General features: G+C 55.3%; 14 protein-coding genes. 5 read left to right on the top strand and 9 right to left on the bottom strand.

Annotated features, from left to right (window positions below):
• The first annotated feature begins 132 nt into the window (after positions 1–132).
• Positions 133–1,041, top strand: a complete 909-nt coding sequence (locus tag NNN71_RS10455) for an AraC family transcriptional regulator (RefSeq protein WP_271458436.1) — start codon at positions 133–135, stop codon at positions 1,039–1,041.
• On the opposite strand, the gene NNN71_RS10460 is transcribed toward NNN71_RS10455, so the two are convergent.
• The 8 genes from NNN71_RS10460 to nudF form a co-directional block, all read right to left on the bottom strand.
• A complete protein-coding gene (locus tag NNN71_RS10460) occupies positions 992–2,281 on the bottom strand; it encodes a TRAP transporter large permease (RefSeq protein WP_167575000.1) in 1,290 nt (429 codons plus the stop codon). The genes NNN71_RS10455 and NNN71_RS10460 overlap by 50 nt on opposite strands.
• 12 nt (positions 2,282–2,293) lie before the next feature.
• Positions 2,294–2,842, bottom strand: a complete 549-nt coding sequence (locus NNN71_RS10465) for a TRAP transporter small permease (RefSeq protein WP_065356064.1) — start codon at positions 2,840–2,842, stop codon at positions 2,294–2,296.
• Positions 2,843–2,899: 57 nt separating this feature from the next.
• Complete coding sequence (locus tag NNN71_RS10470) at positions 2,900–3,877, bottom strand: TRAP transporter substrate-binding protein (protein WP_163447880.1); 978 nt, start codon at positions 3,875–3,877, stop codon at positions 2,900–2,902.
• A gap of 289 nt (positions 3,878–4,166) precedes the next feature.
• Positions 4,167–6,062 (bottom strand): DNA topoisomerase IV subunit B, encoded by a 1,896-nt coding sequence (gene parE, locus NNN71_RS10475; RefSeq protein ID WP_163447879.1) that lies wholly within the window; start codon positions 6,060–6,062, stop codon positions 4,167–4,169.
• Positions 6,063–6,089: 27 nt separating this feature from the next.
• A complete protein-coding gene (gene yqiA / locus NNN71_RS10480; RefSeq protein ID WP_064542320.1) occupies positions 6,090–6,665 on the bottom strand; it encodes an esterase YqiA in 576 nt (191 codons plus the stop codon).
• A complete protein-coding gene (cpdA, locus tag NNN71_RS10485) occupies positions 6,665–7,492 on the bottom strand; it encodes a 3',5'-cyclic-AMP phosphodiesterase (RefSeq protein ID WP_271458437.1) in 828 nt (275 codons plus the stop codon). Before cpdA ends, yqiA begins: the two co-directional genes overlap by 1 nt.
• A gap of 92 nt (positions 7,493–7,584) precedes the next feature.
• Entirely contained in the window at positions 7,585–8,010 is a 426-nt protein-coding gene (locus NNN71_RS10490; RefSeq protein ID WP_064542314.1) for a DUF1249 family protein, read from the bottom strand.
• Entirely contained in the window at positions 8,007–8,639 is a 633-nt protein-coding gene (nudF, locus tag NNN71_RS10495; protein ID WP_065356069.1) for an ADP-ribose diphosphatase, read from the bottom strand. Before nudF ends, NNN71_RS10490 begins: the two co-directional genes overlap by 4 nt.
• Before the next feature lie 210 nt (positions 8,640–8,849).
• Between nudF and tolC the strand changes: the two genes are divergently transcribed.
• The 3 genes from tolC (at position 8,850) to NNN71_RS10510 (ending at position 12,290) form a co-directional block, all read left to right on the top strand.
• Positions 8,850–10,274 (top strand): outer membrane channel protein TolC, encoded by a 1,425-nt coding sequence (tolC, locus tag NNN71_RS10500; protein WP_163447877.1) that lies wholly within the window; start codon positions 8,850–8,852, stop codon positions 10,272–10,274.
• Between the two features lie 172 nt (positions 10,275–10,446).
• Complete coding sequence (locus NNN71_RS10505) at positions 10,447–11,124, top strand: DUF1190 family protein (RefSeq protein WP_064542307.1); 678 nt, start codon at positions 10,447–10,449, stop codon at positions 11,122–11,124.
• A gap of 5 nt (positions 11,125–11,129) precedes the next feature.
• Positions 11,130–12,290: a glutathionylspermidine synthase family protein gene (locus tag NNN71_RS10510; RefSeq protein ID WP_163447876.1), complete on the top strand. Its 1,161-nt coding sequence runs from the start codon at positions 11,130–11,132 to the stop codon at positions 12,288–12,290.
• Positions 12,291–12,293: 3 nt separating this feature from the next.
• Here NNN71_RS10510 and ygiD read toward each other — a convergent pair whose 3' ends face one another.
• The gene (gene ygiD, locus NNN71_RS10515) at positions 12,294–13,082 is read right to left on the bottom strand and encodes a 4,5-DOPA dioxygenase extradiol (protein ID WP_271458438.1); all 789 of its coding nucleotides are present in this window, start codon (positions 13,080–13,082) and stop codon (positions 12,294–12,296) included.
• A 195-nt stretch (positions 13,083–13,277) separates the two neighbouring features.
• Here ygiD and zupT point away from each other — a divergent pair, with 195 nt between their 5' ends.
• Positions 13,278–14,051 carry a zinc transporter ZupT gene (gene zupT / locus NNN71_RS10520; protein WP_271458439.1) on the top strand — a complete coding sequence of 258 codons (774 nt, stop codon included), beginning with the start codon at positions 13,278–13,280 and terminating at the stop codon, positions 14,049–14,051.
• Positions 14,052–14,144 lie beyond the last annotated feature (93 nt).

Raw genomic sequence — 14,144 nt, forward strand, 5'->3', positions numbered from 1 at the left:
TAGAGAATCCAGGCAGCGAAGAAATGTTAACCCGGTCACAACTGATAGTATTGTGTGAACCGGTGCTTGATAAAATTTAAAACAGTGGTTTAGTAGTAAGATTAAACCGGTAAAAGTTTAAATATATTGCACATGACTTCGTCCTGGAATGCCGAACATCTGGAGCTGATCACGCTGAATGACGCCGTCGCGTCATTCAGCCGTCTTTTTGCCAACACCGTGCGCTACCATCACTGGCACCAGTGTCTGGAAATTCTCTACGTTGAAGAGGGTTTTGGCGTGGTGATCGTCGACAATCGCCAGTACACCATGCGTCCCGGGCGACTGTTTTTCTTCCCGCCATTTACGTTGCATAAAATCATGGTGGATGAGAAAGCGCAGGACAGCTATCGCCGTACCATTATTCACGTCGATCAGCACGCGATTGCCAAACTTCTCCGTCATTTTCCCGATAATCACCGCCGTTTGCAGATGCTTTCCACACGGGGCCGCCCGGCATTTGTCGCCGATTTAGCCGAGATGCATCCCCATATCGATCATCTGTTCGGGCTTTACGCGCGCGCCGCCAGCCTCTCCGCGCTGAGCAGTGAACAGATAGCCTGTATGTTAATGACATTATTCAATATGCTGCCGCCGGTGCAGGAAAAAATGACCGACACCTCAAGCGGTATTGCCAGCCCGGTCATGTTCTGGATTGAAGAGAACTATCAGAAGAAATTCAGCCTTGATGCCCTGGCAGCGGAACTGGGCAAATCGCGCAGCTATCTGTCACGTCGCTTTCACGCCGAGACCGGGGAGCATATTCACGACTACCTCAATACGTTACGCCTGCGCCGCGCCTGCGAGCTGCTGCTGCACAGCGCGCTGCCGGTGAGCGAGATTGCCGGGCAGGTGGGGTTTGCCGAAGTGACCTACTTTATTAGCTCATTTAAAAAGGGGATCGGTGAGACCCCCTTGCAGTACCGAAAAAATCACGTATCGCGCCAGCGGGTTAGTGGAAGCGCCCCGGGAGCCACAGTGACAGAATCGGGATATAGGTAATGGCAATCAGCACCAGGAACAGCACGCAGTAGAACGGAATCATCGCTTTTACGACGGTTTCAATCTTCTGCCCGCTGACGGCGCTGGCCACGAACAGTACCGAACCTACCGGCGGCGTGATCAGCCCAATGCCTAAGTTCATCATCATAATAATGCCGAAGTGCACCGGATCGATCCCCAGCTCTACCACCACCGGCAGCAGGATCGGCGTCAGAATCAGAATCAGCGGCGCCATGTCCATCAGACAGCCCAACAGCAGCAGCATGATGTTGATGATTAACAGGATGACGTACTTGTTATCTGACAGCGACAACAATGCGGCGGAGATCTCCTGCGGCAGCCCTACCAGCGTCATAACCGAGCCAAAAGCGGCGGCAAAAGCGATCAGCACCATCACCATGGTGACGGTTTTGATCGTGCGGTGGATAAGCTTCGGGAAATCCTTCAGCTTATATTCGCGGTAGACAAAGAAGGTGACAAACATCGCCCAGATACAGGCAATTGCCCCCGATTCCGTTGGCGTAAAGAAGCCCGAGAGGATGCCGCCGGAGATGATCACAATGGTCACGAGTCCCCAGATGGCGTCGGAGGCAATCTTGATCTTGCGCTTCAGCTCAACGCGCGCTTCTTTCGGATAGTTGTTTTTACGTGCCGCAATTAAACACATAACGATAAGCGTCACGCACAGCACCAAGGTCGGAATGATCCCGGCGAGGAACATCGCCGGAATGGTCACCGCCGCGGTGTTCGCCACGATAGCAAACAGCACCGAGTTATGGCTCGGCGGCACCAGGATCGCCTGCACCGAGGCGCTGGCGGTCAGCACCGCGCCGAAGGAACGCGGGTAGCCTTTACGCTCCATTTCCGGGATCAGCACCGATCCGATCGAGGCGGTATCCGCCACCGACGATCCCGAAATCGCGCCAAACAGCGTGGAGGCCAGAATGTTAACCAGCGACAGCCCTCCGCGGATCCAGCCGACGAACAGCCCGGCAAAATCCACCAGCCGTCGCGCCATCCCCCCTTCTGCCATGATCGCCCCCGCGAACACAAAGAAGGGAATGGTCAACAGGTTGACGTTATCGGTACTGTGGAAAATGGTGATAACCAGCCCATCGAGCGAGAAGTCCGCGAAGGCGGTCACCACCACGGCGGTCAACCCCACGGCGTAGGCCACCGGCATCCCCACGGCCATCAACACCACGAAGGTCACGACAAATATAATCAGCGTTAAGTCCATTGCTTGTGCCCCTTAGTGACCGACTTTCGGCGAGCCAAACTGCACCAGTTCGCGATGCGTTTGCGGGCCGCACAGCAGTTTTTCAACCACGAACAGCAGCGTGAAGAACGAACCCAGCGGAATTGGCAAATGGGTGATCCCCGAGGTCAGGAACGGCAGCGATGGCACCACGTCCTCCCAGGCATCCATACAACCGATAATCCCCCAGTGAATGATAAACAGGCAGGTGGCCAGCATCGCCAGATCGACGAACACCGCCAGCGCTTTTTTCATCGCCGGGTTAATGTGATCCACCAGCATGGTAATCGCGATGTGGCTGCCGGCCCGATAGGCCGCGGCCGCCCCCACGAAGGAGAAGGTGATCATGCAAATCTGCGATAACGGTTCCGGCCAACTGGTTGAGGCATGCGGGAGAAAATCGAGCCATGCCGGAAAATCAGGACGAAAACGGGCGTAAATCCCCACCAGATAAATAAACGTCATAAATAACAGGCTGATCCCTGACAGCCAGATACAGATCCGATACACGCCATCCATGACCAGGACATAGATATTTTTCATTGTTATCTCCAGATCAAAACGGGCAGGACAGCACGCGCCGTCCTGCCGCCACGGGGATTATTTGGTGTCCTGAATTTCTTGCATTAAGTCGCTGAACTGCTTGCCATATTTTTCGCGAACCGGCGCAGTGGCATCGACAAAGGGTTTTTTATCCACCGGCAGGAATTTCACGCCCTGGCTTTGCAGACGCTGTTTGGATTTCTCGACGTATTCAGCCCATAGCACGCGTTCTTCTGCCTGCGCTTCTTTTGCCAGCTTCATGATCAGCGCCTGATCTTCCGCCGACAGTTTGCTCCATTTACGCTTCGAGAAGGCGAGCACTTCCGGGATCATAAAGTGTTCGGTGAGGTCAAAATATTTGGTGCCGGCCACCACATAGTTTTCGGTATCAAAGGTCGGCTCGTTGTTTTCTGCTGCGTCAATCACCCCGGTTTGCAGGCTAGCGAAGACATCGCCAACCGGCAGAACGATCGGGTTAGCGCCCAGCGCTTTAAAAGTATCGAGACCAATCGGGTTGTTTTGCAGACGGATCTTCACGCCTTTCAGATCGTCGAGGGTGGTGATCGGTTTTTTGGTGATCAAGCTGCGCGAGCCCGCGTCCATCCAGCCAAGGAAAACCAGCCCAAGATTGCTGTCGGAGATCTCTTTCGCCAGTTTGCTGCCCACGTCGCCATCCAGCACTTTGTGCTGATGATCGGTATCGCGGAACACAAACGGCATGTTGAAGACGCTCACCTGCGGCAGGATGCCGCCAACCGGCGCCATAGAAACGCGCAGAATATCAATCGCCCCGGCGCGGGTCTTTTCCAGCGTGGTGCTTTCATCTCCCATCTGCCCGCTTGGGAACATCCTGATGGAGAGACGCCCGTCGGTTTGTTGACTGAGCTTCTCCCCCATATGAATCACCGCAGCAGTCGTCGGATAATCAGCGGGATGCACATCTGAAGCGATGAACACCGTTTTCGCCATCGCTGCCGCAGACCCCATCAGTAACGAGAAAGATAAAACGCTTAAAACCAGTTTTCTTCTTAACATAGACGATTCTCTTGTAAGGAAAGATAAAATTCACTATGCGAATCACTTGGCTGCATAGATTGACGTCCATGTTCAAAAGTATGTTTTATGTCCAGCGGAAGAATATGGTAGAAGTCATACAACTAAAGTGTGACCTGTCATACCAAATTTTAAAATGGCATTTCATAAAGCGCAGAAATTAGAAATGAATCGATTCATTAGCATCGGAGGTTGGCGATTGAGCCGGCCCGCGGGCAATAAAAAAGGAGACGCATGCGTCTCCTTTTTAGGCTCAATATGAGATTGGAAATCAGGCTTCGATATCGGCCATATCGCCTTTTTCCTGCAGCCAGTTGCGGCGATCTTCCGAGCGCTTCTTGGCCAGCAGCATGTCCATGGTGGCATCGGTCTGCTGTTCATCTTCATCGTTGATGACAAGCTGCACCAGGCGGCGAGTGTTCGGATCAAGCGTGGTTTCGCGCAGCTGCATCGGGTTCATTTCACCCAGACCTTTAAAACGCTGCACGTTCGGTTTGCCTTTCTTACGCTTGAGCTGTTCCAGCACGCCTGCTTTTTCTTCTTCGGTCAGAGCGTAGTAAACCTCTTTGCCCAGATCGATACGATACAGAGGCGGCAGCGCCACGTAGACGTGACCTTCTTTCACCAGCGCGCGGAAGTGCTTCACAAACAGCGCGCACAGCAGCGTGGCGATGTGCAGACCATCGGAGTCGGCATCCGCAAGGATACAGATTTTGCCGTAGCGCAACTGGCTAAGATCCGAACTGTCCGGATCGATGCCGATCGCCACGGAAATATCGTGCACTTCCTGTGAGGCCAGCACTTCGTCAGACGAGACTTCCCAGGTGTTAAGGATCTTACCTTTGAGCGGCATGATCGCCTGATATTCACGATCGCGCGCCTGTTTGGCGGAGCCGCCCGCCGAGTCGCCTTCCACAAGGAACAGCTCGGTGCGAGCGAGATCTTGCGCGGTGCAGTCGGCCAGTTTGCCCGGCAGCGCCGGTCCGCTGGTGAGTTTTTTACGCACCACTTTTTTCGCCGCGCGCAGACGACGCTGAGCGCTGGAAATCGCCATTTCGGCCAGCAGCTCGGCCGCCTGCACGTTCTGGTTCAGCCACAGGCTAAAGGCGTCTTTCACCACGCCGGAGACAAAGGCCGCGCACTGACGGGAAGAGAGACGCTCTTTAGTCTGCCCGGCAAACTGCGGATCCTGCATCTTCACCGACAGCACGTAGGCGCAGCGATCCCAGATATCTTCCGCCGACAGCTTCACGCCGCGCGGCAGGATGTTGCGGTATTCGCAGAACTCGCGCATCGCGTCGAGCAGGCCCTGACGCAGACCGTTAACGTGCGTACCACCCTGCATGGTCGGGATCAGGTTGACGTAGCTTTCGGTCAGCAGTTCGCCGCCTTCCGGCAGCCACAATAGCGCCCAGTCCACCGCTTCGGTGTCGCCGGAGAAGTTGCCGACAAACGGCTTTTCCGGCAGCAGCGGCAGGCCGTTCACCGCTTCACTGAGATAGTCGTTCAGACCGTCAGCGTAGCACCAGGTCTGTTCGGTATCGTTGACTTTGTCTTTAAAGACGATTTCAACGCCCGGGCAAAGCACCGCTTTCGCTTTCAGCAGGTGGCTTAAGCGGGATACGGAAAAACGCGGGCTGTCGAAGAAGCTTTCGTCCGGCCAGAAGTGCACGCTGGTGCCGGTATTGCGCTTCCCGCAGGTACCGGAAACGTGTAAATCTTCGACTTTTTCGCCGTTCTCAAACGCGATGCTGTAGATTTGGCCGTCGCGACGAACGTTAACTTCAACGCGTTTGGATAAGGCGTTCACCACCGAAATCCCCACGCCGTGCAGGCCGCCGGAGAACTGGTAGTTTTTGTTGGAGAACTTACCGCCCGCGTGCAGACGGCACAGGATCAGCTCAACCGCCGGTACGCCCTCTTCCGGATGGATATCGACGGGCATGCCGCGGCCGTCATCGATAACTTCCAGCGACTGATCGGCATGGAGGATGACTTCGACACGCTTCGCGTGCCCGGCCAGCGCTTCATCCACGCTGTTATCAATCACTTCCTGACCAAGGTGGTTAGGGCGAGTGGTATCTGTGTACATTCCCGGACGGCGGCGAACCGGCTCAAGCCCGGTGAGTACCTCAATGGCATCAGCGTTATAAGAAGATTGCGTCATGATCTATTCGTAGGTAGTTGGCGCTGCTTAATGCAACCCCAGGAAATCGATAATCTGTGTGAAGTGATCTTCAAAGCCGGTAAATGCGTGATTACCGCCCTCCTCTACCGTTTGTCGGCAGGAGGCGAAATAGTCCACGGCCTGGCGGTAATCAAGCACTTCATCGCCGGTCTGTTGAAGCAACCAGATGAGATCCGGTGCCTCAAGCGGGTCAATTTGCATCACTTTGAGATCGTAAATATGGCGTGACTCTAGCACATATTGCTGCCCGGTGTAGGGATTCTCGTTCGGTCCGAGGAAATTCACCAGCAGCTCAAACGGCCGTATCGCCGGGTTTACCACCACCGCAGGCAACATGAAACACTGCGACAGCCAGGTGGCGTAATAGCCGCCCAACGACGATCCGACGATCCCGAGCGGCTCACCGCCGTGCTTGAGCACTAACGCTTCGAGCATTTCCGCCGCTTCCGCCGGATAGACGGGCAACTGCGGGATCAGCATTTTCACATCAGGATAGTGCTCCGCCAGCCACTGCTTAAGCGCCGTGGCCTTGGCCGAACACGGAGAGCTGTTAAAGCCATGCAGATAAAGAAGCGTCGACATTAATAGCCTTCAGATGCGGTATCAGGATGGAATTTTGACCCGGCAAGGCGGCAGACTTCGGTGGTTAACGAACCATCGGCATGCAGCTCCAGCCAACGCCAGCCAGGCGAAACGGTATCCAGCGTAAAGTTGGCGCAGTGCGGCTTAAACTGCACGCAGGTTGACGGCGTCGCCATAATACGGCGCCCGTTCCACTCGACGTCCAATTCCTGGTGAATATGGCCGCACAGTAGATGCTTCACGCGCGGATAGTGCATCAGCACGTTATCCAGGGCACCGGCGTTGCGCAGACTGTGCTGATCGAGCCAGCTACAACCCGCTGGCAGAGGATGATGGTGCAGCAGCAGCAAGGTATGTCGTTCCGGCATTTCCGCCAGCCGTTTCTCTAACCACTCAAGCTGAAAGTCGCTCAGTTCGCCGTGCGGCACGCCGAAAACCTGACTGTCGAGCAGCAGGATCTGCCAGTGTTCGCCAACCAGCACGCGCTTGGCCGGAGAGATGCCTGCGTCCTGTAATGTGCTGTACATGGACGGCTGAAAATCGTGATTTCCCGGAAGCCAAACGCAAGGCGCAGTAAAGCTCGCGATGCCTTCAGCAAAGTGCTGATAGGCCGCGGATGAGTGATCCTGCGCTAAATCGCCTGTCGCTACCACCAGGTCAACTTCACGCGCCGAGGCATGTATCGCCTGCAAAACGGCGTGGTAGCTTTCCCAGGTATTCACCCCTAACAGCGTTTCATCTTTTTCAGCAAACAGGTGAGTATCAGTAATTTGCAGTACCCTGACACTGGCCCCACCAGCCAGAGGAAGGTTTAAAAGGCTTTCCAAATGGTGTCCTTAGGTTTCACGATGCAAACATACACATCATCCTTTCAGGCAGCGTCGTCGCTGGCAGCGCCCCAGAGGCAGCCCGAACGGTTCTATGTACAAACCGGAATCGCCATCGCTCCATGTGCTAAACAGAATCGAAGCCAGTCGGCCAGAAACTGATTAATTTGATGCTTTTCGTCGCGTTGATGCAACTTTTTATTTGGATAATCATACCGCGCTTTGAAGCGAAAGATCTGCTGACTTGAACACACTTCAGCCACCATCGCGTCATGATACAACCGCACGGTCATCGACGGCAGGCTCCAGTAGCTCACCGCCGGGTGCGTTTGTTCAATCGTCACAAGCGTAGTGTAACGAGTTGATTCGACTATCGTTAAGCGATATTGCGCATTAGCCACCTGATAGCTCACCGTTTCGCCGGCTTCATCAATGCGCGGCAGTAAGCGGCGTAATTGCGCGAAGTTGGTTTCGCACAAACGCATCATTTCAGGGAAGTCAGGTGTATAGCGCTTCATTTTGCCCACTCTTTTCGTAAGTCCTGATAATGCAGCTGCAGCCATTGCAAAGCGATGACAGACGCTGCGTTGTCAATTTTTCCCTCTTCCACACATTGATAAGCATACTCCCGGCTTACCACATGAACGCGAATGTCTTCGTGTTCTTCCGCCAGGCCATGGATGCCCTTGGCCGTTGTCGCATCCACTTCCCCCACCAGAATGCTCAGACGCTCGCTGGTGCCGCCGGGGCTGGCCAGATAGCTGAGGCACGGTTTCATACGACCAACGGTTAACCCCGCTTCCTCCAGCGATTCGCGCCGGGCGACGTCTTCAACGGTTTCGCCCTCTTCAATCATGCCCGCGACCATCTCCAGCAGATAAGGGGTTTCACTGGTGTCATAAGCGGCAATACGCACCTGCTCAATCAGCACCACTTCGTCACGCACTGGGTCAAAGGGTAGCAAGACTGCGGCGTGACCGCGCTCAAAAATTTCGCGACGAACTTCTCCGCTCATCTCCCCATTGAACAAACGGTGGCGAAAACGGTACACATCAAGCGAAAAAAAACCGCGATAAACAGTTTCTCGTGCAATAATTTCTACATCGTTTTTCGCGAGGGTGACCACCGGGTTACGTGATTTAGTCATGGACTGGCCTATGCAGTAATTGTGTTGAAATTGTGGATTTAAACTCTGTTTGTCTTAGGATCCACTCACTCTATGGTAGATTGGTGCAAATTAACGCCAGATGGCACGTTACGCCAACTTTTTAACACGGCGGACTCTGGTACAATCGGCAAATATTTTTTCTGTGAATTAGATCAGCGCTAAGCTTCACAACAAGGAATGCAAATGCAAATGAAGAAATTGCTCCCTATCTTAATTGGCCTGAGCCTGACGGGCTTCAGTACAATGAGCCAGGCAGAGAACCTGTTACAGGTCTATCAGCAGGCACGTACCAGTAACCCGGATCTCCGTAAATCTGCAGCAGATCGTGATGCGGCATTCGAAAAGATCAACGAAGCGCGTAGCCCACTGTTACCGCAGTTAGGTCTGGGTGCCGATTATACCTACACCAACGGCTTCCGCGACAGCAACGGCGTGAACTCCAACGTCACCAGCGGCTCGCTGCAGTTGACGCAGACGCTGTTTGATATGTCCAAATGGCGTGCGCTGAGCCTGCAAGAAAAAGCGGCGGGCATCCAGGATGTGACCTATCAGACCGATCAACAGACGCTGATCCTGAATACCGCAACCGCGTACTTCAACGTGCTGAGCGCCATTGACTCGCTCTCCTACACCGAAGCGCAGAAACAGGCGATTTACCGTCAGTTAGACCAAACCACCCAGCGCTTCAACGTGGGCCTGGTCGCCATCACCGACGTGCAGAACGCCCGTTCACAGTACGATACCGTGCTGGCGAACGAAGTCACCGCGCGTAACAACCTCGACAACGCGGTAGAAGCGCTGCGTCAGGTCACCGGTAACTACTATCCGGAGCTGGCGTCACTGAACGTCGACAGCTTCAAAACCGATAAGCCGCAGGCCGTGAACTCTCTGCTGAAAGAAGCGGAAAACCGCAACCTCTCCCTGTTGCAGGCTCGTCTGAGCCAGGACCTGGCGCGTGAGCAAATTCGCCAGGCGCAGGACGGCCATCTGCCGACGCTGGATTTAACCGCCTCTACCGGGGTGTCTAACACCTCTTACAGCGGTTCCAAAACCAATAACGGTCAATACAACGATAACGACGCCGGTCAGAACAAAGTGGGTCTGAGCTTCTCCCTGCCGCTGTATCAGGGCGGGATGGTCAACTCGCAGGTGAAACAGGCGCAGTACAACTTCGTCGGCGCCAGCGAGCAGCTTGAAAGCGCGCACCGCTCCGTGGTGCAAACCGTGCGTTCTTCCTTCAATAACGTCAACGCCTCTATCAGCAGCATCAACGCCTACAAACAGGCGGTGGTTTCTGCGCAGAGCTCTTTAGACGCCATGGAAGCGGGCTACTCCGTCGGTACCCGTACCATCGTTGACGTGCTGGATGCGACCACCACGCTGTACAACGCGAAGCAACAGCTCTCCAGCGCGCGTTACAACTATCTGATCAACCAGTTGAATATCAAAAATGCACTGGGCACGCTGAACGAGCAGGATCTGCTGGCGCTGAACAACACCCTGGGCAAGCCGGTTTCGACCGCCAATGCCACCATTGCGCCTGAGAATGCGCAGCAGGATGCCACCGCCGACGGCTACACCTCTCCGGCCACCAGCAAAGCGCGTCTCCGCTAAGGCAGACGTTTGCAGGCAACAAGGTCCGCCCCGTGCGGACCTTTTTTTTGCGCCAACGTAAGGCAACGTAAAGATCCCCCGCTTTCGCCGCTTCTTCGCTTCATTTTCGACCACTCATCCACTATCCTGAGCGCTATTGCAATACCATTCCACTGGGTCCAGGAAGAATAAAATGAAACGGACAAACAACATTCAGCACGCCGCTTTCCGTAAAAGCTGGGGCGCGCGCCATCTCACACCGGTTGCACTGGCCGTTACCGCCGTCTTTATGCTCGCAGGCTGTGAGAAAACCGACGAAACCGTCACGCTGTATCAGAATGCAGACGACTGCTCCGCGGCCAACCCGGGCAAAAGCGCGGAGTGTACAACAACGTTCAACAACGCGCTGAAAGAAGCCGAACGCACCGCGCCGAAATACGCCAGCCGTGAAGACTGCGTAGCGGAATTCGGCGAAGGCCAGTGCCAGCAGGCACCTGCCCAGGCGGGCATGGCCCCAACCGGTGAAAACCAGGCGCAGGCGCAAAGCAGCGGCAGCTTCTGGATGCCGCTGATGGCAGGTTACATGATGGGCCGCATGATGAGCGGCGGCATGGGCGGCTATCAGCAGCAGCCGGTCTTCACCTCGAAGAACCCGTCCAGCCCGGCCTACGGTAAATACACCGACGCCAGCGGTAAAAACTACGGCGCAGCCCAACCGGGCCGTTCGATGAACGTGCCGAAAACCGCGATGGCGCCGAAACCGGCAACTACCAGCACCGTTACCCGCGGCGGCTTCGGTGAATCGGTGGCGAAACAGTCCACCATGCAGCGTAGCGCCACCGGCACCACCTCCCGCTCAATGGGTGGCTGATCGCCATGGAAAGAATCAGTATTGTTGAACGCCCGGACTGGCGTGAAAAAGCGACCGAATACGGTTTTAACTTCCACACCATGTACGGTGAGCCGTACTGGAGCGAGGAAGCGTACTACAAGCTCACCCTCGCGCAGGTGGAAAAACTGGAAGACGTCACCGCAGAGATTCACCAGATGTGTCTGAAGGTGGTCGAGCGCGTCATCGCCAGCGATGAGCTGATGACCAAATTCCGTATTCCAAAGCACACCTGGGGCTTTGTCCGCCAGTCCTGGCAGACCAACCAGCCGTCTCTCTATTCGCGCCTGGACCTGGCGTGGGATGGCAAAGGTGAGCCGAAGCTGCTGGAGAATAACGCCGACACGCCAACCTCGCTGTATGAAGCGGCATTTTTCCAATGGATCTGGCTGGAAGATCAGCTGAACGCCGGCAATCTGCCAGCCGGCAGCGACCAGTTCAACAGCCTGCAGGAAAAGCTGATCGATCGCTTCAACGAACTGCGCGAACAGCACGGATTCCAGCTGCTGCACATGACCTGCTGCCGCGATACCGTAGAAGATCGCGGCACCGTTCAGTATCTACAGGACTGCGCGGCGGAAGCGGGTGTCGCAACCGAATTCCTCTACATAGAAGATATCGGTCTGGGTGAGAAAGGCCAGTTTACCGATCTGCAGGATCAGGTGATCGGCAATCTGTTCAAGCTCTATCCGTGGGAGTATATGCTGCGCGAGATGTTCTCCACCAAGCTGGAAGACGCTGGCGTGCGCTGGCTGGAGCCGGCGTGGAAGAGCATCATCTCTAACAAAGCGCTGCTGCCGCTACTGTGGGAGATGTTCCCGGATCACCCGAACCTGCTCCCGGCCTACTTCGCCGAAGACGATCATCCGCAGATGGACAAATTTGTGGTGAAACCGATCTTCTCTCGCGAAGGCGCGAACATTTCGATCGTTGAGAACGGCAAAACCATCGAGCAGGTCGAAGGCCCGTACGGCGAAGAAGGGATGATCGTCCAGCAGTTCCATCCGCTGCCGAAGTTTGGCGACAGCTACATGCTGATCGGCAGCTGGCTGATTAACGATCAGCCAGCCGGAATCGGTATTCGTGAGGACAGAGCGCTGATCACTCAGGATCTTTCACGCTTCTATCCGCACATCTTCGTCGAGTAATCGTCAGCCAATCACTACCGACAGCATACTCAGCGAGCCCATTTCGATACCGTCTACCGGGATCGTGATGGGCTCTTCGCCATCCCATGCGCCCAGCACGTACAGCAGCGGCAGGAAGTGATCCGCCGTCGGGTTAGAGAGCGACCCGCCTTCATGCGACAGGTAGTTCACCAACGGATGCTGCTCCACCGGCCCTTTCCAGTCCAGATTCGCCTTCACATAATCGTTAAAGGAGCTGGCCCACGGGTATGGCGTAGAGTCACCGTGCCATTTCGCGGTGCGCAGGTTGTGCACTACGTTACCGCTCGCCACCAGCATAATGCCTTCGTCGCGCAGGCTGGCCAGCTTACGGCCCATCTCAAAATGCCACGCCGCCGGTTTGGTGCTGTCGATACTCAGTTGCACCATCGGGATATCCGCATTCGGGTACATTTTGATCAGCACGCCCCAGGAACCGTGGTCAAAACCCCAGGCTTCTTTATCCAGCGCCACCGGGACCGGAGACAGCAGCTCAACCAACCGCTGCGCGAGTTCAGGGGAACCTGGCGCCGGGTAATGGGTATCGTACAGCGCCTGCGGGAAGCCGCCAAAGTCATGAATCGTCTTCGGTGTTTCCATCGCTGTCACCCCCGTGCCGCGGGTAAACCAGTGCGCGGAGACCACGACAATCGCTTTCGGACGCGGCAGCGTCTCGCCCAGGTGCTGCCAGGTACGGGTATAGAGGTTATCTTCCAGTACGTTCATGGGGCTACCGTGACCTAAAAACAGTGCTGGCATTCGGCTACGAGACATGGTGTTATCCTTCCAGAGGCATTGATTTGATAACACCACATTAACCTGTTTTCAGTGAGGATAAACTCAGATAAGCGTGATGATGATCTTCAGAAAATTTGAATGTAAGGATGACGTAAAGAGTGCGTTCAGCTCTCGCAAGGGAAAACGATTTTCAATATAATGAATGATAATCATTATCATAAGGAGTAAACCATGTCGGTTCCGCTGATTCTGACATTATTGGCCGGGGCGGCGACGTTCATCGGCGCTTTTCTTGGGGTGATTGGTCAGAAACCTTCTAACCGCGTGCTGGCGTTTTCCCTCGGCTTCGCCGCCGGGATTATGCTGCTCATCTCCCTGATGGAGATGCTGCCGGCTGCGCTTGATGCCCCAGGCATGTCGCCGGTGCTCGGTTACGGCATGTTTGTCGTTGGCCTGCTTGGCTACTTCGCGCTCGACAGGGTGCTGCCGCATGCCCATCCGCAGGATCTGATGCAAAAGAACACGCAGCCGCTGCCGCGCAATATTCGTCGCACCGCCGTGCTGCTCACGTTGGGTATCAGCCTGCATAACTTCCCGGAAGGGATCGCCACTTTCGTCACCGCCAGCAATAATCTTGAGCTGGGCTTTGGCATTGCGCTGGCCGTGGCGCTGCACAATATCCCGGAAGGGCTGGCGGTCGCCGGGCCGGTGTACGCCGCCACGGGTTCAAAGCGTAAAGCGGTGTTCTGGGCGGGCATTTCCGGTATGGCCGAAATTCTCGGCGGCGTGCTGGCCTGGGCGATTCTTGGCAGTATGGTGTCGCCGGTAGTTATGGCGGCAATTATGGCGGCGGTCGCCGGCATCATGGTCGCCCTTTCCGTCGATGAGTTGATGCCGCTGGCGAAAGAGATAGATCCTAACAATAATCCCAGCTACGGCGTGCTGTGCGGCATGTCGGTGATGGGAATGAGCCTGGTGGTGCTGCAATCGGTAGGGATTGGATAAAACACGGCCAGATAACTAAAAATACCTTCAAGGGAGCGCAAATCGCGCTCCCATTTATTATAGAAATATAATCCACGACACACACTTTAAACC

This window comes from Kluyvera sp. Awk 3, assembly GCF_028069715.1.
In the GTDB taxonomy this organism is placed as follows: Bacteria; Pseudomonadota; Gammaproteobacteria; order Enterobacterales; family Enterobacteriaceae; genus Kluyvera; species Kluyvera georgiana_A.

What these genes read in the sequence shown, in the direction of transcription:
- NNN71_RS10510 (WP_163447876.1), top strand. Translation starts at nt 11,130, where the DNA reads ATGGAAAGAATCAGTATTGTTGAACGCCCGGACTGGCGTGAAAAAGCG.
- parE (WP_163447879.1), bottom strand. Translation starts at nt 6,062, where the DNA reads ATGACGCAATCTTCTTATAACGCTGATGCCATTGAGGTACTCACCGGG.
- ygiD (WP_271458438.1), bottom strand. Translation starts at nt 13,082, where the DNA reads ATGTCTCGTAGCCGAATGCCAGCACTGTTTTTAGGTCACGGTAGCCCC.
- NNN71_RS10455 (WP_271458436.1), top strand. Translation starts at nt 133, where the DNA reads ATGACTTCGTCCTGGAATGCCGAACATCTGGAGCTGATCACGCTGAAT.
- zupT (WP_271458439.1), top strand. Translation starts at nt 13,278, where the DNA reads ATGTCGGTTCCGCTGATTCTGACATTATTGGCCGGGGCGGCGACGTTC.
- tolC (WP_163447877.1), top strand. Translation starts at nt 8,850, where the DNA reads ATGAAGAAATTGCTCCCTATCTTAATTGGCCTGAGCCTGACGGGCTTC.
- NNN71_RS10470 (WP_163447880.1), bottom strand. Translation starts at nt 3,877, where the DNA reads ATGTTAAGAAGAAAACTGGTTTTAAGCGTTTTATCTTTCTCGTTACTG.
- NNN71_RS10460 (WP_167575000.1), bottom strand. Translation starts at nt 2,281, where the DNA reads ATGGACTTAACGCTGATTATATTTGTCGTGACCTTCGTGGTGTTGATG.
- NNN71_RS10465 (WP_065356064.1), bottom strand. Translation starts at nt 2,842, where the DNA reads ATGAAAAATATCTATGTCCTGGTCATGGATGGCGTGTATCGGATCTGT.
- yqiA (WP_064542320.1), bottom strand. Translation starts at nt 6,665, where the DNA reads ATGTCGACGCTTCTTTATCTGCATGGCTTTAACAGCTCTCCGTGTTCG.
- NNN71_RS10505 (WP_064542307.1), top strand. Translation starts at nt 10,447, where the DNA reads ATGAAACGGACAAACAACATTCAGCACGCCGCTTTCCGTAAAAGCTGG.
- NNN71_RS10490 (WP_064542314.1), bottom strand. Translation starts at nt 8,010, where the DNA reads ATGAAGCGCTATACACCTGACTTCCCTGAAATGATGCGTTTGTGCGAA.
- nudF (WP_065356069.1), bottom strand. Translation starts at nt 8,639, where the DNA reads ATGACTAAATCACGTAACCCGGTGGTCACCCTCGCGAAAAACGATGTA.